General features: G+C 63.2%; 10 protein-coding genes. 5 read left to right on the top strand and 5 right to left on the bottom strand.

Features of this window, described 5'->3' with window-relative positions; genetic code table 11:
* Positions 1 to 106: 106 nt before the first annotated feature.
* On the top strand, positions 107 to 805 hold the full coding sequence (locus tag JQ597_RS09110) for a Crp/Fnr family transcriptional regulator (protein ID WP_212263861.1): 699 nt from the start codon (positions 107 to 109) through the stop codon (positions 803 to 805).
* Complete coding sequence (locus JQ597_RS09115) at positions 798 to 2,912, top strand: CHASE2 domain-containing protein (RefSeq protein WP_212263862.1); 2,115 nt, start codon at positions 798 to 800, stop codon at positions 2,910 to 2,912. The genes JQ597_RS09110 and JQ597_RS09115 overlap by 8 nt, the downstream gene beginning before the upstream one ends.
* A 13-nt stretch (positions 2,913 to 2,925) precedes the next feature.
* On the opposite strand, the gene JQ597_RS09120 is transcribed toward JQ597_RS09115, so the two are convergent.
* From JQ597_RS09120 to JQ597_RS09140, 5 genes are all read right to left on the bottom strand, one after another.
* On the bottom strand, positions 2,926 to 4,779 hold the full coding sequence (locus JQ597_RS09120) for a patatin-like phospholipase family protein (protein WP_212263863.1): 1,854 nt from the start codon (positions 4,777 to 4,779) through the stop codon (positions 2,926 to 2,928).
* Between the two features lie 243 nt (positions 4,780 to 5,022).
* Entirely contained in the window at positions 5,023 to 5,199 is a 177-nt protein-coding gene (locus JQ597_RS09125; RefSeq protein WP_211998660.1) for a hypothetical protein, read from the bottom strand.
* Positions 5,200 to 5,330: 131 nt separating this feature from the next.
* Positions 5,331 to 8,237 carry an NHLP bacteriocin export ABC transporter permease/ATPase subunit gene (locus JQ597_RS09130; protein WP_249147642.1) on the bottom strand — a complete coding sequence of 969 codons (2,907 nt, stop codon included), beginning with the start codon at positions 8,235 to 8,237 and terminating at the stop codon, positions 5,331 to 5,333.
* Positions 8,234 to 10,462 carry an NHLP family bacteriocin export ABC transporter peptidase/permease/ATPase subunit gene (locus JQ597_RS09135; protein ID WP_212263864.1) on the bottom strand — a complete coding sequence of 743 codons (2,229 nt, stop codon included), beginning with the start codon at positions 10,460 to 10,462 and terminating at the stop codon, positions 8,234 to 8,236. The genes JQ597_RS09130 and JQ597_RS09135 overlap by 4 nt, the downstream gene beginning before the upstream one ends.
* Positions 10,455 to 11,723, bottom strand: a complete 1,269-nt coding sequence (locus tag JQ597_RS09140; protein WP_212263865.1) for an NHLP bacteriocin system secretion protein — start codon at positions 11,721 to 11,723, stop codon at positions 10,455 to 10,457. Before JQ597_RS09140 ends, JQ597_RS09135 begins: the two co-directional genes overlap by 8 nt.
* Before the next feature lie 255 nt (positions 11,724 to 11,978).
* Between JQ597_RS09140 and JQ597_RS09145 the strand changes: the two genes are divergently transcribed.
* The 3 genes from JQ597_RS09145 to tcuA all read left to right on the top strand — a co-directional run bounded on the left by JQ597_RS09145 (position 11,979) and on the right by tcuA (position 15,549).
* Positions 11,979 to 12,563, top strand: coding sequence for a hypothetical protein (locus tag JQ597_RS09145; protein WP_249147644.1), 585 nt, complete (start codon positions 11,979 to 11,981; stop codon positions 12,561 to 12,563).
* Between the two features lie 693 nt (positions 12,564 to 13,256).
* Complete coding sequence (locus tag JQ597_RS09150; protein WP_212263866.1) at positions 13,257 to 13,979, top strand: GntR family transcriptional regulator; 723 nt, start codon at positions 13,257 to 13,259, stop codon at positions 13,977 to 13,979.
* 85 nt (positions 13,980 to 14,064) lie between these two features.
* Positions 14,065 to 15,549, top strand: coding sequence for an FAD-dependent tricarballylate dehydrogenase TcuA (gene tcuA / locus JQ597_RS09155; RefSeq protein ID WP_212263867.1), 1,485 nt, complete (start codon positions 14,065 to 14,067; stop codon positions 15,547 to 15,549).
* Positions 15,550 to 15,553 lie beyond the last annotated feature (4 nt).

The raw sequence follows: 15,553 nt of genomic DNA on the forward strand, positions 1-15,553 counted from the left end.
GCACGGCATGCAGGAAAACTTCACGATGGAGATCCTGAAGACGCGGTGAGATTTTCCGGTCTGACGTCAAATCATTGCAAACCGAGGCCTTTCATTCAGGCGACAAATGTCCAGCAAAGATACTCTCGTTTCTCTTCTGTCGAAAACCGAACTCTTCAAGGGCCTGGCTGTCGAGGATCTCGAGGCCTGCATTCCGTCCTTTCGCGAAGCCAAATTCAAAAAGGGACAGGCGCTGTTTACGCGCGGCGAGCGCGCGACAGGCCTTTACCTCGTCGCGGAAGGACGTGTGCGACTGGCGATCGCCACCGAGGATGGTCGCGAACTTAGCTTTCGGCATGCGACAGCGGGCGAATTGCTCGGTGAAATTGCGGCGCTTGATGGCGGCACAAGGAGCGCCGATGCTACCGCCCTCACGGCGGTGACGACCTACCGGCTCGACAAGGAGGATTTTCGCAAGCTTTGGACCGCGCGGCCGGTGCTGTCCGAGCGGCTGATATCGTTTCTCTGCAGCCGGCTGCGGGACACCAGCGGACAACTTGAGTCGATCGCGCTTCATCCGATGCATGTTCGGCTGGCGCGCTTCTTCCTGGTCGCGATTGGCGACCGCAAGCCGGTGCCGGGAAAGCGGCTGCCGCTTGATCTCGGCATGTCACAGGGCGAACTCGCCCTGCTGCTCGGCGCCAGTCGTCCCAAGATCAACGAGGCGCTGGGCAAGCTGGAGGAAGTCGGCGCCATTGGCCGCACGCTAGACCGAATCTTCTGCGATCCGCTCAAGCTCGCCGAAGTTGACGGGTCTCATGCTTAGCCAGCTGGGCAAGACTCATTCAGGCCTGATTGCCGGACTTCTAGCCCTCGTGCTGTTCCTCGCCGCCCTATTGTTGATGCCGAGGGAATGGCGGAACGTATCTCGTGAAAGGGCATTCGATGTGGTGCTTGCAGCCGACCGGCAGATCCGCCGATCGAAGCCGCAAGAGACAGCAAGCGCTGTTCCGGTCGTCGTTGTCGATATCGACCGGCGCACGCTCGACGATTTGGGGCCGTGGCCGTGGCCGCGCGAGACGATGGCGCGCCTCATCGAAGCGGTGGCCAGTGGCAAGCCGGCCGTCGTTGGAATCGATGTCCTCTTTACGCAGGTGGATACCCGCTCTCCAGCCGCGCTGGCGCGACAGCTCGGCTCTCTCACCGGCAATCAAGATATCAGCGCGCTCGCTGGCGGTCTTCTCGACGGTGACAAGCATCTCGCCGCGGCGATGAAGAGCGTTCCGGTGGCGCTCGGATTTGTTCTCGATGCCGACAAGGCCGACTCCGTCCCAGGGGTGCCGGTTCTCGCACGCCACCCGGTCGTGCTGGATGGCCTCTGGCGCATGAGCGGTGGCCTTGGGCCGGTGTCGCCGCTGGTCGACGCGGCGAAAGGGCTTGGCGCGCTTTCGTTGCCCGGAGACGCAGATGGCAGGATCAGGCGCGTGCCGCTCCTCGTCGGCGCCGGCGAAGCGACGCGACCGGGCCTGGCGCTGGAAGCGATCCGGCTGTTTGAGCGCTCGCCGGCCTATTCCGTCGATGCCAACCCGCAGCGGATCATCGTCGGCGATCTCGAAGTGCCGCTGCCCGCCGACGGCCTGTTGCGATTGGCCGGCGCCGATATCCGCAAACGGGAGGCGCGCACGATCTCCGCGGCTGACGTCGTCAACAACAACGCTGTGCAACGCGCGCGGCTTGCCGGCGCTATTGTATTGATCGGCGGGTCGGCGCCGGAGCTTGGCGGATTGCGCGAAACGGCAACTGATCCGCTTGTCCCATCGGTCGAGATTCAGGCCGATGCCATCCAGCAGATTTACGCGCGCCGGGCGCCACAAGCGGTCCCTCTAGGCTTTGCTTTGACCCTGATCATGGGATTGATAGCCGTGGTCGCCGCGTCGGCTTTGTCGCCGGTGTTGGGTGCTTTTGTCGGCCTGACCGCTTTGGCGGCTCTCTGGTCGGGGGCGATCCTCGCGTCTCTGGTCGGGGATCGGCTGATCGATCCCATGATGCCGTCCATAGGAGGCCTGTTCGTCTTCATGACATCCTCCGTGAGCTCTTACGCGCTGGTGGCCCGTCGCGAAGCTCGCATCCGGAGCCGCTTCGAGCAACATCTGGCGCCGGCGGTTGTGAAGCGGATCGCCGAGAATCCGGGCCTCCTGAAGTTGAGCGGCGAGAAGCGCGAGATCACCGCGCTGTGGACCGACATCGAGGACTTTACCGCGATGACGCATCGCGCAGGACCCGAACAGCTTGTCGCGGTGCTCGACGAATATATTGAAGGGATGGCGGCCATTGTAATGAAGCATGGCGGGATGGTCGACAAGATCGTCGGCGACTCCGTGCACGCGTTCTTCAACGCGCCGCTCGATCTCAGGGACCACCCGCAACGCGCGCTCGACTGCGCCGAGGAGATCCGGATATGGGCGAAGGGATTCCAGTCACGGAACGAACCGTCCCACATCGGCTTTGGCCGCACGCGTATCGGTATCGAAACCGGTGAAGCCATTGTCGGCGATATCGGGATCAGGTCAAAGCTCGACTACACTGCCCACGGCGATTCCATCAACTCGGCGGCGCGCCTGGAGGCGCTCAACAAGCGCTATGGATCGACCATCTGTGTCGGCCCATTCGCGGCCGCGCGCTGCACGACAACCCTGTTCAGGCCGCTCGGCGTCGCGTCATTGCGCGGCCTTGATGTGCCCGTCGAGGTTTTTGAACCCTGGCCGCCGGAGGCCTCGGCGGATTGGCGCGAACGATACATTGCGGCGTATCGGTTGATCGAAGGCGATAAGGCTGGCGCGGCGCAATTGTTTGAGGGCTTGGCCGCGGAGTGTCCAGGCGACCCCGTTCCGCGCCTGTTGGCCGCGGAGTTGCGGGCCGTGCTGTCGACGTAGACAGATGCGGCGCTCACAGCCTGGTCGGCGCACCGCTTCCGAGAATGGCGGCAATAGCGGAATTGCCCTCCGCTTCGAGCGCTGTGATGCGCTCCCGCGCCCAGAGATAGGCTGAGTCGAAAATCTCGGTGTGGCGTTCGAATTCGGTTACTCCGACTCCGGCCGGAATCGGTGGCCGCATGACGTGATCGAGCGGTGCGGCCGGGATTGTATCATAGCGCTGATGGGCGACGAGGCTCCGCCACAGCACGTTGACCGCGTTGGGCGCCGCCGGAAGCAGCTTCTTGCGGAACGGCACCAGCATCGCGGCAGCCAGTTCCAGCCGGCCGGGCAACGCCGCGTAGTCGACGTCAAACGTCTCGACCTCGGGTTCGCCGAAATGCACGACCAGATTGGGGCCGCTCTTGAGTTGATGCATCGGATCCAGTGGGACGTTATCGATCAGGCATCCGTCGACCAGCATCGCGCCGTCCTTGGTGTAGAAGGGCGGCAACAGCCCGGGTATGGCGCTCGATGCGCGCACCGCCTGCCAGAGCAACCCTGACTGGATCAGTTCGAGGCAGTGCGTCGAAAGGTTGCTTGCGACCGCCGCGAAAGGCCGCCAGCAATCCTCGATCCTGCATTGCGCTCCGTATTGTTCGGCGAGCGCGCGATCGAAGGCCTTGTGATCAAGCAGCGCGTATCGCGGCCAGGTCGGGCGGCGGAAGCTGCGGCTCTTCACGAAAATCTCGTGGGCGCCGCGTTCGAGACGGTCAGCCTCGAAGTTCTTGGCGAAGCCGGCGGCCATGGCGGAGCCGACGCTGGTGCCGACAAAGATGTCGAACGTCACGCCGCGTTCGCGAAATGCCTTGTAGATGCCGGCATGGGCGAATCCGAAGCTTCCGCCCCCAGCGGCCACGAATCCAATCGCACGCCCGGACAGAAAACGGATCAGGCTGTCGATGTCGAGCTGATCCTCGAGCGCGACGTGGTGGTGCATGAAGCAGGGCAGGCGCGCGAGCCACGCCGTGGTGCCGCTGACTTCGCCGCTGCGCCGGTCATGGATACGCACGATCCGCCGGGCCGACACCGGATGCACCTGGCAGGCGAAGGTTTCGATTTCGGTCAGGCCTTCCGCAGGCGCATCTCCGCGACATGCCAGCACCACCATGTCCGCCTGCCGGATCGCCTTCCGCGTCCAGGCCGGCACCTCACCGCTGCCGAGATAGATCACGAGCGGCGAAACCTGTTCGAGCTTGTTGAGCCAGTCGGTGACTTCGGGGGCATCCAGTGCCCGGCCGGGAAACATCGAGCTGACGCGGGCTGGATCGACGATCTGGGCGTTGGTCCCGGCGAGGGTCTCGCGCATGCGTCGATAAAAGTCGGCTGGAATCGGCTCAAAGCCACCATCGATCAGCGCCACCGTGCGGGCCATCGGCGAAGTGCGCGTTGTTGGAATCTGTTCCGTTCGCTTCGCAAACCGAAGCGCGAGCGCTGCAAGCAGCGCCTCGGCAATCGCCGGCGTGTTCTCCGCGAGGCTTTGGTAGGCGGCGCGCGTCAGCACGAGCACGCTGGTGTCGCGGATGGCGATCACATTGGCGGTACGGGCAAGGTTGGCGAAGAACCCGATTTCACCGACCAGTTCTCCGGCGCGCAGTTCGGCGATCGGGAGGGAGTCGCCGGTTCGGCGTACCGCGAGGGCGCCGTGCAACACAATGTAGAGTGAGTCGGCAGGGTCCCCCTGCGCCACCAGCATTTCGCCGCGGACGAGGTCTTGCCGGACCATGGCATCAAAGGTCTTGAATCGCTGCTCCGGCGAGAGCGCCTTGAACAACGCGAGGTCCTCCGACAGCCTTCCCCACGCAAATACCGGACCTGGCTTACTCATCGGCGCCTTCCACTGCGAGGCTGTGATGCTATCGCCAGCAGAGCTCGACGGCGAGCGATATCAGGTTGGGCGTTGCTTATTGCGGTATTTCGTAACTGTCGACGGCTGGCCGTGGCCGGACAGGCGGGTAGAGGATGTTCGTTGCTGCGCAGCAAAACGCGATGCGGCACTGCAACGACCGTCCAAAACAAAAGAGACCGCCCGTGGAGGCGGTCTCTTCCGTGCTGTCAACGCCTTCAGCGTTTAGAAGGGGAAGATGTTGCGGATGAGGTTACGGAGCCAGCCGAGGCCGTCGCCCCCACCGGTGCCGTTGCCGCCGCCGCCGCCGGTGCCGCCACCGGTGCCGCTGCCGTGCCCGCCGGCAGGTTTGCCGCCGCTAACGATGGAAAGCGCTTCGTCGTTGAGAAGGTCGTGGTTCATGGTCGTCTCCTGTTTTGTAGCGAAGGGATGATCCGCTTCGTCTATGGTCAGGAGATTAGGATCCGCTCGCGGCCTCGCGCAGTGACAGGCGTCACGCTGCGAAACGACGTCGCGCCGGGTGATTCATATCACTAAAGCAACTGGCGCTTGGCGAATGAAGCAAACATTCCCGGCGTGTTGCTGAGCTCGTCATAGCTTCCGGTCTGCACCACCTTGCCATCGACCAGCACGATAATGCGATCCGCCTGGCGGACCGTGGAGAGCCGGTGCGCAATGACGATCCGCGTCACATTGAGGTTGCCGAGCGAGTTGCTGACGATCGCCTGCGACTGGTTGTCGAGCGCGCTTGTCGCCTCGTCAAACAGCAGAACACGCGGCCGGCGCGCGACCGCACGGGCGATCATGATGCGCTGCCGTTGGCCGCCGGACAGCGTATTGACGCCTTCGGCGACCACGGTGTTCATGCCCATCGGCATCGCCTTGATGTCGTCCTCCAGACCGGCGAGCCGCGCCGCCTCCCAGGCCTGGTCGAGCGGCAGCTGGACGCCGCCGCAAATATTGTCGTAGAGGCTGCCGGTTGCCAGCTTGCCGTTTTGCAGCACGACGCCGAGCTGACGGCGCACCGCGCTGATGTCCAGCGTGTCGATGGCCTTTCCGTCGAGGAATACCGTGCCGGACTCCGGCTTCTCGAACCCCAGCAGCAGCCGGAACAGCGAGGACTTGCCGCTGCCTGACGGACCGACGATGGCGACGTATTCGCCTTGCGCGATTCGGAGCGAGACATTCTCGAGCACCGGCGGACCACCTTGCGTATAGCGGAAGGTCACGCGCGACAGCTCGATCGTTCCGGACAGCTCGCCCGGGGATTTGCGTTCGTCCGACAGTTCGGCTGCCCCCGAAATCAGGGGCCGAAGGCGGGTGATGCGGGGGATGGCGATCAGCGATTCGCTGATGCCGGATGCCCAGGCGCCGATTGAGGCCATCGACTGCCCGAACGCGGAAAAAAACGCCAGGAAGCCGCCGACATCCAGCAGCAGCTTGCTCTTCAGATACGTCGCCGCCGCGAAGATGATGAGGGTGGCGATCAGCGGATACGCCGTCTCGAAAACGCCAAGGGCATTGGAGGCCTTCTGCGACGAAATGAAATTGCGCTTTTGCCCGGCGAATTGCTTTGACCATACGGCGAGCGCACGCGCGGTCGCGTCGGCGACGCGCAGCTTTCCGATACCGGCGATCAGCTGCAGCACGAAGCCGTCGATCTTGCCCTGCTGGGTAAAATACTTGTTTTCGTAATAGAGGCGCAGCGCGCTGGTGGCGATGATCAGCAGCGCCCGGATCAGCGTCAGCAATAGCGCGATCAACCCCAGCTTGACATCATAGTAGAGCATCAGGCCAATGCTGAACCAGGCGAACACGCCCATCAGCATGCTGCGCAGCGCACGCCCGGTGAAGACCCGGCGCGCCGCGTCGATGCCCATCGAGCGGTCGACGAAATCGCCGACGGTGTATTCACGAAACAGCGATGTCGGCAGCCTGAGTACCCGGTCGATCACCGCGGCCTGCAACCGCCAATCCATCAGGCCTTCCACTCTCAGCATCGCGAGCCCCTCCATCGTCTGGATACTGGCGATGGCGATGGCCGTGACGGCGAGGGCGAGCGCACAGAACGTGAGCTGATCGAGTTCGCTGCGGGGGATCACCGAATTGATCAGGACGTTGGTGATCAGCGGCGTCACCAGCGACAACAACCCGATCGCGACGATCGAAATCGCGATGCGAAGGAAGCTGCCGGTGGAATGCCGGAACGAGAAGGTCAGCAGATCCCGGAACCGAAGCGGGCGGGCCGGAAGCGCCGGATAAAACGATACGGCCTCCGGCGCCAATTCCATGGCGACCGACCGGTCGACCGGCCGCCGCGTTCCCGTTGTTGTGTCGAGCATCACATAGCGGCGGTTTCCGCGGCGAATGAGCGCGACCGGATTTCGCGCCTCGCCGTGCCATGCGACCAGGGGCCCGGCGTCCTCGGTCCACCACTCGCCCCGCAACAGCGTTCGCCGCACGCGCAAGCGTGCCGCGCGCGCAATCTCGACGGCGCCATTAAACCCGGCTTGGGCAAGGACGGAGCGGGGCGGGACGGAGAACGGCATCTTGATCGCTTCCACGACGATCCGGCAGGCGTTGAACAGGGGATCCGCCGAGTCGGTCGCCATCTCGGTGTGGGTGGAGCGCTGCACGACGACGTCGGAAAGGCGTTCAAAGGATTCCGCGGTCTGTGTTGTGATCAATTCGGTGCGAAGCACGAGACGCCGTTTCTCGCGCTCGACGTCGCGGGCCAGATATTCCCTGATGCAGCTGGCCACGCTGAGATGGAATTGATCGACGGCGCGCCACAATTGGTCGGCGTCCGGCATCGCCTCACTGCCGAGCGCGCTGCAGCCCGATTGACCTGCCTCGATCCACATGCCTGACGTCAGCGGCAGCGGCGGGCCTCCAGCTGCAATCGATGGTTCAAGCCCCATCGGCTTTGCCGTCCCGGCTTGCAGGGAGACCCAGACAATGCTGCGCGCCGGACCACGGCGCCGTTCGCCCGCCGGGATTTCGGCCGCGCCATCGCTCGCGACTTCGAGCATGTCCCAGCTCGGGTTGGGTCCGGCGATCAGCCGCGCAAGCCGCCTGATCCAGGTGGTGACCGGGTCCGGGGATTGAACGTCCATGCGCGGCACAAGCAGGGCTTCGGTGCCGGGGCTTCCGACCGCGAGCACTTGAATTTGCGGACCCGACCGGTTGAAGCCTTCCTGCAGATCGAGAATGATCTCTCCACTCTCGGCCCGAAACAAATGGTGCCGGGCGCCGTCGGTATTGCCTTCGACAAGCCGGACCGCGAAGACATCGACATGCCCCGCGGTGATCTGGAGCGCGTAGCCGCGGTGATCAAGCAGCTTTGGATGCCGTCCGTCGAAGGCGATGTGGCCCGCCGCATGGGCAGCCCCTTCCTGATTGGCCATCGCCTGGGCCTGCTGGAGGAGAGATTCACTCATTCCTGCGCCACTAGTCTTGCGTACGTGCCCTGAAGGCCCATCAGTTGTTCGTGGGTGCCCCGCTCGACGATCTTGCCCTGCTGCAGCACGATGATCTCGTCGCAGTCACGGATGGTGCTGAGGCGGTGCGCGATGATGATACAGGTGCAGCCGCGTCGCCGCAGATTGTCATCGATGATCTTTTCGGTGATCGGATCGAGCGCGCCGGTGGCCTCATCGAGTACCAGGATGGAGGGGTTGGAAACCAGCGCCCGGGCGATCTCGATCCGCTGACGCTGGCCGCCGCTGAAATTGGTGCCGCCCTCGTTGATATAGCAGTCGTAGTTTCCCGTTCGCGTCGCGATGTCTTCGTGGATGACGGCATCCTTCAATGCCTGCGAAAGGTCGGCCTCGGTGATGGTCGAGTCCCACAGCGTGAGGTTTTCGCGTGCCGTCCCCTCGAACAGGAAGATGTCCTGGTCGACATAGGTGATCGAGTTCGCAAATACCTGCGGCGGAATCTCCGGCAAATTCCATCCGTCGACGCGAACCTCGCCGGCCCAAGGTTTGTAGAGACCGCAAATCAGCTTTCCGAGGGTCGATTTTCCACTGCCGGAAGCGCCGACAAGGGCTACCCGCGAACCCGGATGGATGTCGATCGAGATGTTGTCCAGCAGCGGCGGCTCCAGGATCGAGTAGCCGAATTTGATATTGCTGAGCTCGACCCGGCCTGTCAGTTTTGGCGGAAAGTGCTCGGGCGCGATCGTTGGCTTGTCCGACTTTCCGAGCGGATAATTGTAGACGTCTTCGAGGCGCTCCAGCCCGCCCTTGATGGTCTGCACGTTGCCGAAATAATTGACGAGTTCGGTCACCGGTTCGGAGAAGCTTGCCATCAGCGACTGGAAGGCGACGAGGCCTCCGAGGGTCAGCGATCCCTCGATGACGCGCAGGCCGCCAACGCCGAGAATCGCGGCCACGGTCAGTCCCGTGAACAGCGTCGGCAGCATATCGAGATAGATCGACGAGGCGCCGAGTTCCTGCTCGGCGTTCAAGGCCTTGGCCTGGATGCCGGCCCATTGGCCGAACGCCTCGTCCTCCAGGCCGCTGGCCTTGAGGGTTTCGATGCTGCGCACCGCGCTGACGGTGGAGCCGACGAGCTTGCCTTGCTCCAGCGCGAGGCTGCGGCTGAGGTCTTCGCGACGTCCTCCGATGAACTTCAACGCCAGCACATTCGCCAGCGTCATGCTCACGCCAATGATGGCCAGCGGGAGGTCGTAGATGGCCATCGCCGCGGCGAAGAAGACGATCGACGTCAGATTGAGCGCATTCGATGCGACGCCGCTCGAGAGCAGGCGGCCGATCTGCTCGTTCGCGCCCACGCGGTTGGAGATATCGCCGGCGTGGCGCTGGGTGAAGAACTCGACCGGCAGCGCCATGACATGCCAGAGAAAGCGGCTCACCATGACGACCGAAAGCTTGGTCTGCAGGCGCAGCAGCAGCGATTGGCGCACCAGCGTCAGCAGCGCGCGGATGATCGCGGTCAGGGCCATGCCTATCAAGAGCGGAATGAACCAGCTGCTGGTGCGCTGGATCAGGATGTTGTCGATGAATATCTTCGAGAAGCCGGCAGCGACGATGGCGGGCACCACCAGTGCGAGGCTGACGAGCACCAGCAGGCCGACAGGGGTCTTCGAGAAGCGCAATTCGCGCAGCAGCAATCGCAAGCCTTGCGGCTTGCTGCCCGACCGCTGGAATTCAGCCGTCGGCTCCATGGTGAGCGCAACGCCGGTGAAGGCGAGATCGAGCTCGGCCATGTCGGTGCGCCGCCGTCCGGTCGCAGGATCATTGATGTAAACGTCGTTGCCGTCGATCCCTTCGAGCACCACGAAATGATTGAAATTCCAATGGATGATGCAGGGCATCGGCAGTTCGTGCAGCGTCGTCGGCTCCTTGCGAAAACCCTTGGCATCGAAGCCAAAGGTGCGCGCCGCCCGGACGATGTTGCTTGCCTTGCTGCCGTCGCGCGAGACACCGCACGAAACGCGAAGCTGCTCCAGTGGAATCCACGCGCCGTGGTGCGCGAGCACCATCGCCAGCGCCGCCGCGCCGCACTCGACGGCCTCCATCTGAAGGATGGTCGGCGTCTTCTTGACGTTCCTGCGCCAAAACAGCCTTCGGAACCGGTGCCAGAGGGAAGGCGGCCGGAACTGCGGCGGAAGCGGTTGCTGCGGCGGGGCGCTATCCATCAATTCCGGTCAACCGCCTGATGAGGGGCACCACCAGGTCGAGCGGGCGTTGCCGCCGTGTGGTGATTTCCGCGCGCGTCAGCGTTCCGCTGGAGAGGCGGATCGGCGGCCCCTGTCCAACCGCCCAGCGGTATCCGCTGACGGTTTCGGGGTCCTGCTCCAGGCTGACCGTTGCGGCGTAGGCGGCTCCTTCCTTTGAAAACCGGGTAACCAGATTGTCGTTGTGGAGGACGGCTGCCATGCCCTGCGGCGTCATCGGGAAGTCCGATATCGTCACGACGGTGCCGACCATGGTCCCGAATTCCTCGCGCTTCACCGTGGAGGGCTCGATGCGCACCGGCATCCCGAGCTTGACGTTCTTGCCGCGCTCGGCGGGAATATAGATCAGGGCTTCCAGCTTCTGGCCTTCGCTTTCGATCGCGACGACAGGTGCACCGACCGCAAGCACGGCGCCCGCCGAGACCTTGATTTCGAGCACGCGACCATCGACCGGGCTAATGATCTGGGTGTTCTGGGTCAGCAGCCCCGCCGCGGATTCCATCTGCCGGCGGGCGTCATTGAGGGCAAACTCGGATGTCTGGCTCTCGCGTTCGCGCTGGGTTTCCAAATCGGTCTGAGTCGTCCGGATCTTCAGGATTTCATTGAACGTGTCTTCTTTTCGCTGCTGGGCGTCGTTGAGATCCCGGCGACGCTCCTCAAGTGTGCGCCGCGTCGTCAATCCCTTCGCCATCAAATCCTCGAGGGTTTTGACGTCGTTCGTCAGATAGTCGATGCGCTGCGTGGTCGCCTTGATGACCTGGTTGAACGCGGCTTCGAGCTTCGCAAAGTTCTGTGCCTTCGACGCGAGTTCGCGCTTGGTTTTGTCGATCAGGTCAGCGTGCTGGCGTTCCTTCTCGCGGAAAACTTCGACGGCAGCCTGGTGGCGTTGCTGGATGTCGGTCTGAACGATCTCCGCGATCGGTTGCCCCTGGGTGACGCGGTCACCGACCATGACGCTGATGGTTGCCAGCCGGCCGGAGGCGGCAGAAGACGCCTCGACGACGCGGCCGCCACCGCTGATCAGAATGCCCTGGCCTTCAGCACGGGTAGGGACGCGGCCCACAATGCCCCATGTGACGGCTGCGATAAGGGCGATGCAAATGGCAAATACCAGCATCCAGTCAAACGGTCTGGTAATGCGGACGAGATGATCAAGCTGTTCGGGCGAAGCGGCGCGCTGCAGCGCGACGGCGCGAAATGTCCGCTGCGAGAGATCGGTCATTTTCCCGGGTCCGTAACCAAACCGGGGACGGCCTCCCCAGCCGCGAGCAGTCGCTGATTTTTCTCATCACGCACAGCTCTATTCCTCTCGGGGCAGATAATACACAAAAGCCGATGCAGAACAACCAAACGGGCCTGCCCACTCACGCCGGAACGCGCGTTCGTCGTGCAAAAATGACGCAGGCCAGGTTCGGTCCGCCCTAGCAGCGCACGCAATCGCGAACTATGCTTGGCCACCAGGTCCGAGGCTGATCCAATGGGCGTAACCGCCGTCTGGAAAATGATGGGCAGAGTGGTGGGGGGCGGCAAGAAACCCGCTTGCGCGCCCAATGGTCGGTCCATAACCCGCCTGCGTCGCGGATGGGTGCGGCCGCTTGCCCTCGGCGTCACGATGCTCGTGCTGGCGACGAACGTGTCCAGCAGCGGCGTCCTCAGCGAAAGCGATTTCAAAAAGGTCGAAGCCATAAAGCCGCTATTCCAGAACTTGATGGGTGATCTCGTTCAGACCGCCAAGCGACCCGATATTTCCACTGGCGACGCCGATTGCATTACGTCGACAATCCGGGAACTGCTTCAGATCTCCGAGGAGCTTTCGAGTTACGAATATCTCATCACGATCGAAAAGGAGATCACCGACTTCGGCGAAAACAGCCCGGTGAAGGGCGTCGTCAAATTCGCGATCGAAAAGACGAATACGATCCTTGCCGAGGAGCGGAGACGATTGGTTCAATTGTCGGACCGCTGTTCGCGCTTCCCGCTGGCCTTCGGCAAAACGCAGCAGGCGCTGCAATTCATCGACACGACAACCAATCTTCTCAATTCCATTCAGGTACGCCTGTGAGTGAGTGGCGTTCATGCCTGTCCCCGTTATTCTGTGATTGCCAGAATAGGTTTGCGCGTTAGCTTCACCGTGACGGACGTCACAAAGCGCCGACACGGCTTAAGGCGCTGCGCTGCTATTGCGTGAGAAGTCCGCGCTTTGCCGCCAGCGAGCAGAACCCGCAGCCGCCGGGAGCGGGCGTGGTTCGGCGGATTCCGCATCATCCCGAATCCAGCACGTGCATCGCCATGCCGTTGACGCGCGCAGCGTTGGCAACGCCGGTGTTGAATCCCTGACCGGTCACCGTCGCCGGGCCGCATGGGAGATTCGATTTGGCTTGCGCCGCCATCGGGGCGGGGACCGCGCTGTCCGGCGCGAGCCGTCGCAACGGCAAGACCGCCGAGCCGCAACAATATCGGCACCGATCCAGCGAGACAGGTTCATCCGCCGGCCATGCCGGCAACAGGCCCGGGGAATGGCGCGTCAGCGACACCGTTATGTCGGCCCGCCCGGCGGGGTGCGGACTTGGCGGCCCGTGCGGGCCAACGCCCAAAATACTGCGCTCCGCGGGGCGAGCCCCTGGCTGAACCGTTGGCATTTCATCCCTAAGATTCTCTTTGCATATCTTTGTATACACAGTTATACGTAGCGGAAAGCCCCGATCTGGCTTTCTGGGAGGCCGCGATTTCCAACACTGCTGAGGACGACACGCTTGTGATCTTTCCGGGCCCCGCGTCATCGCGGGCCGCCGGCGGGCTCGCCGAGCATGCCTATCGGGCCATCCGCAATGCGATCCAGGAAGGCCAACTCGAAGCCGGCCAACGTGTTCTCGAACTGGAGTTGTGCGCATGGCTCAAGGTCAGCCGCACACCCATTCGCGAGGCGATGCGCCGCCTGCAATCCGACGGCATGCTGGTCCATGCGCCGGGCGGCGGGCTGTCGGTCGCGCAACACGACCTGCGCGCGGTGGCCGAACTCTACGATGTGCGCGAGCGGCTTGAAGGTACGGCCGCGGCACTGGCTGCACGCTTTGCCGACGCGACCGAAATCCACATGCTGCAGGCGATGCTGGATTCGCATCGTCAATTGCCTGATGACCCGAAAGTCCACGCTCGGGAAAACACTCTCTTCCACGAGCAGATCTACCGCGCCGCTCACAATCGGTTCCTGATCAAGAGTCTGCAGGACCTGCATGACTCTGTCGTGCTGCTGGGCCGCACCACCTTCGCGGCACCCGGCCGTATCGCGGAAGCGCTGGGAGAGCACCAGGCGATCGCGAATGCCATCGCGCGGCGCGACGAGGCTGCCGCCGAAGAGCTGGCCCGCCGTCACGTCCGCCGCGGCTACGAACTGCGCCTCAGCGCGATGGCCGAGGCCGCCCGCGCCGGATCGCAACATCGGATCGATAGCCGGAAAGAAACGCCCGACAAAAAATAATTCCGAACAAGACGCGGCAAAGGCACGCGCCGCAATCGCCGCCTTGCTGCGATCCACACCAGGTCAATCCCACAGGAGTTGAGTAATGAACAAGTATGACGTCATCGTCGTTGGTGCGGGCAACGCCGCTCTGGCTGCCGCGGTGTCCGCCAAGGAGAATGGTGCCGAGCGCGTCGTTGTGATCGAGAAGGCGCCGCGGGAAATGCGCGGCGGCAACACGCATTGGAGCGGCGGCGTGCTGCGCTTTGCCTTCGACGATCCCCGGGAAATCGGCGAACTGCTCCCCGACGTCGAGGATGAATACGAGAACTTCTATGACGGCGTATCGCCGTACTCGAAGGAGGATTTTCATGGCGACCTGATGCGCGTCACCAGCGGACGAACCGATCCGGTGTTGTCGAAGCTGCTCGTCCATAACTCGTTCGACACCGTGAAGTGGATGAAGAAGGTCGGCGGCATCAAGATGGAGCCGGCGATCACGCTTTCCGCAGTCAAGAAGGACAACGTCATGGTGTGGGCGCGCGGCCTGGTCGTGCGCGCCGAACACGAAGGCGTCGGCCTGTCGCGGAGCTGGTTCTCGACCGCCGAGCGGCTCGGCATCGAAATTCGCTATGGAACCGCGGCGACCGAGCTGCTGGTGGGCGACGATGGCAGGATCAACGGCGTCAAGGTGCGTGATGACGACGGCGTCTCGGTCCTGAATGCCAGGTCGGTGATCCTCGGCTGCGGTGGATTCGAAGCCAACGTACAGATGCGCACCCAGCATATCGGTCCGCTGGTCGGTGCGGCGAAGGTGCGGGGCACGCCGCACAACCAGGGCGACGGTTTGCGGATGGCGATGAACATCGGTGCCATGCCGTGGGGACAGTGGAGCGGCTGCCACGCCACGCCGATCAGCGCGGATTGGGGCGAGTTTGCACCACGCGAACTCACAGATCGCAGCAACCGGCTGAGCTATGTCTATGGCGTCATGCTGAACCGCAAGGGACGGCGCTTCGTCGATGAAGGCGAAGACGGTGCGCTCTTTACCTATGCCAAGTTCGGGCGCGCGATCCTGGCCGAACCCGGCGCCAAGGCCTGGCAGATATTTGACTCCAGGGTCGTTCACCTGCTGGAGCCGCGCTACCAGACCAGCAAGCCGATCACAGCCAACACTCTGGAAGATCTCATTGAAAAACTCGACTTCGACGACAGGGATCAGGCGCTGAAGACGCTCGACGAATACAATGCCTGCGCTTGCGAGATGGACGATGGCTTCGATCCGACCAAGAAGGATGGTCTTTCCAGCAAGGGGCTGGCGCTGGAGAAAACCAACTGGGCGCTTCGAATCGCAAAACCGCCGTTCTACGCCTACAGCGCCACCGGCGGCATCACCTTCACCTTCGGCGGACTGAAGGTGAATGAGACGGCGCAGGTGATCGGCACCGATTGGCGGCCGATCAAGGGCCTGTTCTGCTGCGGCGAAATGGTCGGCGGCCTGTTCTACGACAATTATCCGGCGGGCACCGGTCTGGTATCGGGCGCGACGTTCGGGCGGATTGCAGGGCGCAGCGCGGCAGCGGCGGACTGAAGTC

The sequence above is a fragment of the Bradyrhizobium sp. AUGA SZCCT0177 genome, from assembly GCF_018130125.1.
Lineage (GTDB): Bacteria > Pseudomonadota > Alphaproteobacteria > Rhizobiales > Xanthobacteraceae > Bradyrhizobium.

Coding starts and splice junctions, on each gene's coding strand:
- JQ597_RS09110 (WP_212263861.1), top strand. CDS start 107: ATGTCCAGCAAAGATACTCTCGTTTCTCTTCTGTCGAAAACCGAACTC.
- JQ597_RS09115 (WP_212263862.1), top strand. CDS start 798: ATGCTTAGCCAGCTGGGCAAGACTCATTCAGGCCTGATTGCCGGACTT.
- JQ597_RS09120 (WP_212263863.1), bottom strand. CDS start 4,779: ATGAGTAAGCCAGGTCCGGTATTTGCGTGGGGAAGGCTGTCGGAGGAC.
- JQ597_RS09125 (WP_211998660.1), bottom strand. CDS start 5,199: ATGAACCACGACCTTCTCAACGACGAAGCGCTTTCCATCGTTAGCGGC.
- JQ597_RS09130 (WP_249147642.1), bottom strand. CDS start 8,237: ATGAGTGAATCTCTCCTCCAGCAGGCCCAGGCGATGGCCAATCAGGAA.
- JQ597_RS09135 (WP_212263864.1), bottom strand. CDS start 10,462: ATGGATAGCGCCCCGCCGCAGCAACCGCTTCCGCCGCAGTTCCGGCCG.
- JQ597_RS09140 (WP_212263865.1), bottom strand. CDS start 11,723: ATGACCGATCTCTCGCAGCGGACATTTCGCGCCGTCGCGCTGCAGCGC.
- JQ597_RS09145 (WP_249147644.1), top strand. CDS start 11,979: ATGGGCGTAACCGCCGTCTGGAAAATGATGGGCAGAGTGGTGGGGGGC.
- tcuA (WP_212263867.1), top strand. CDS start 14,065: ATGAACAAGTATGACGTCATCGTCGTTGGTGCGGGCAACGCCGCTCTG.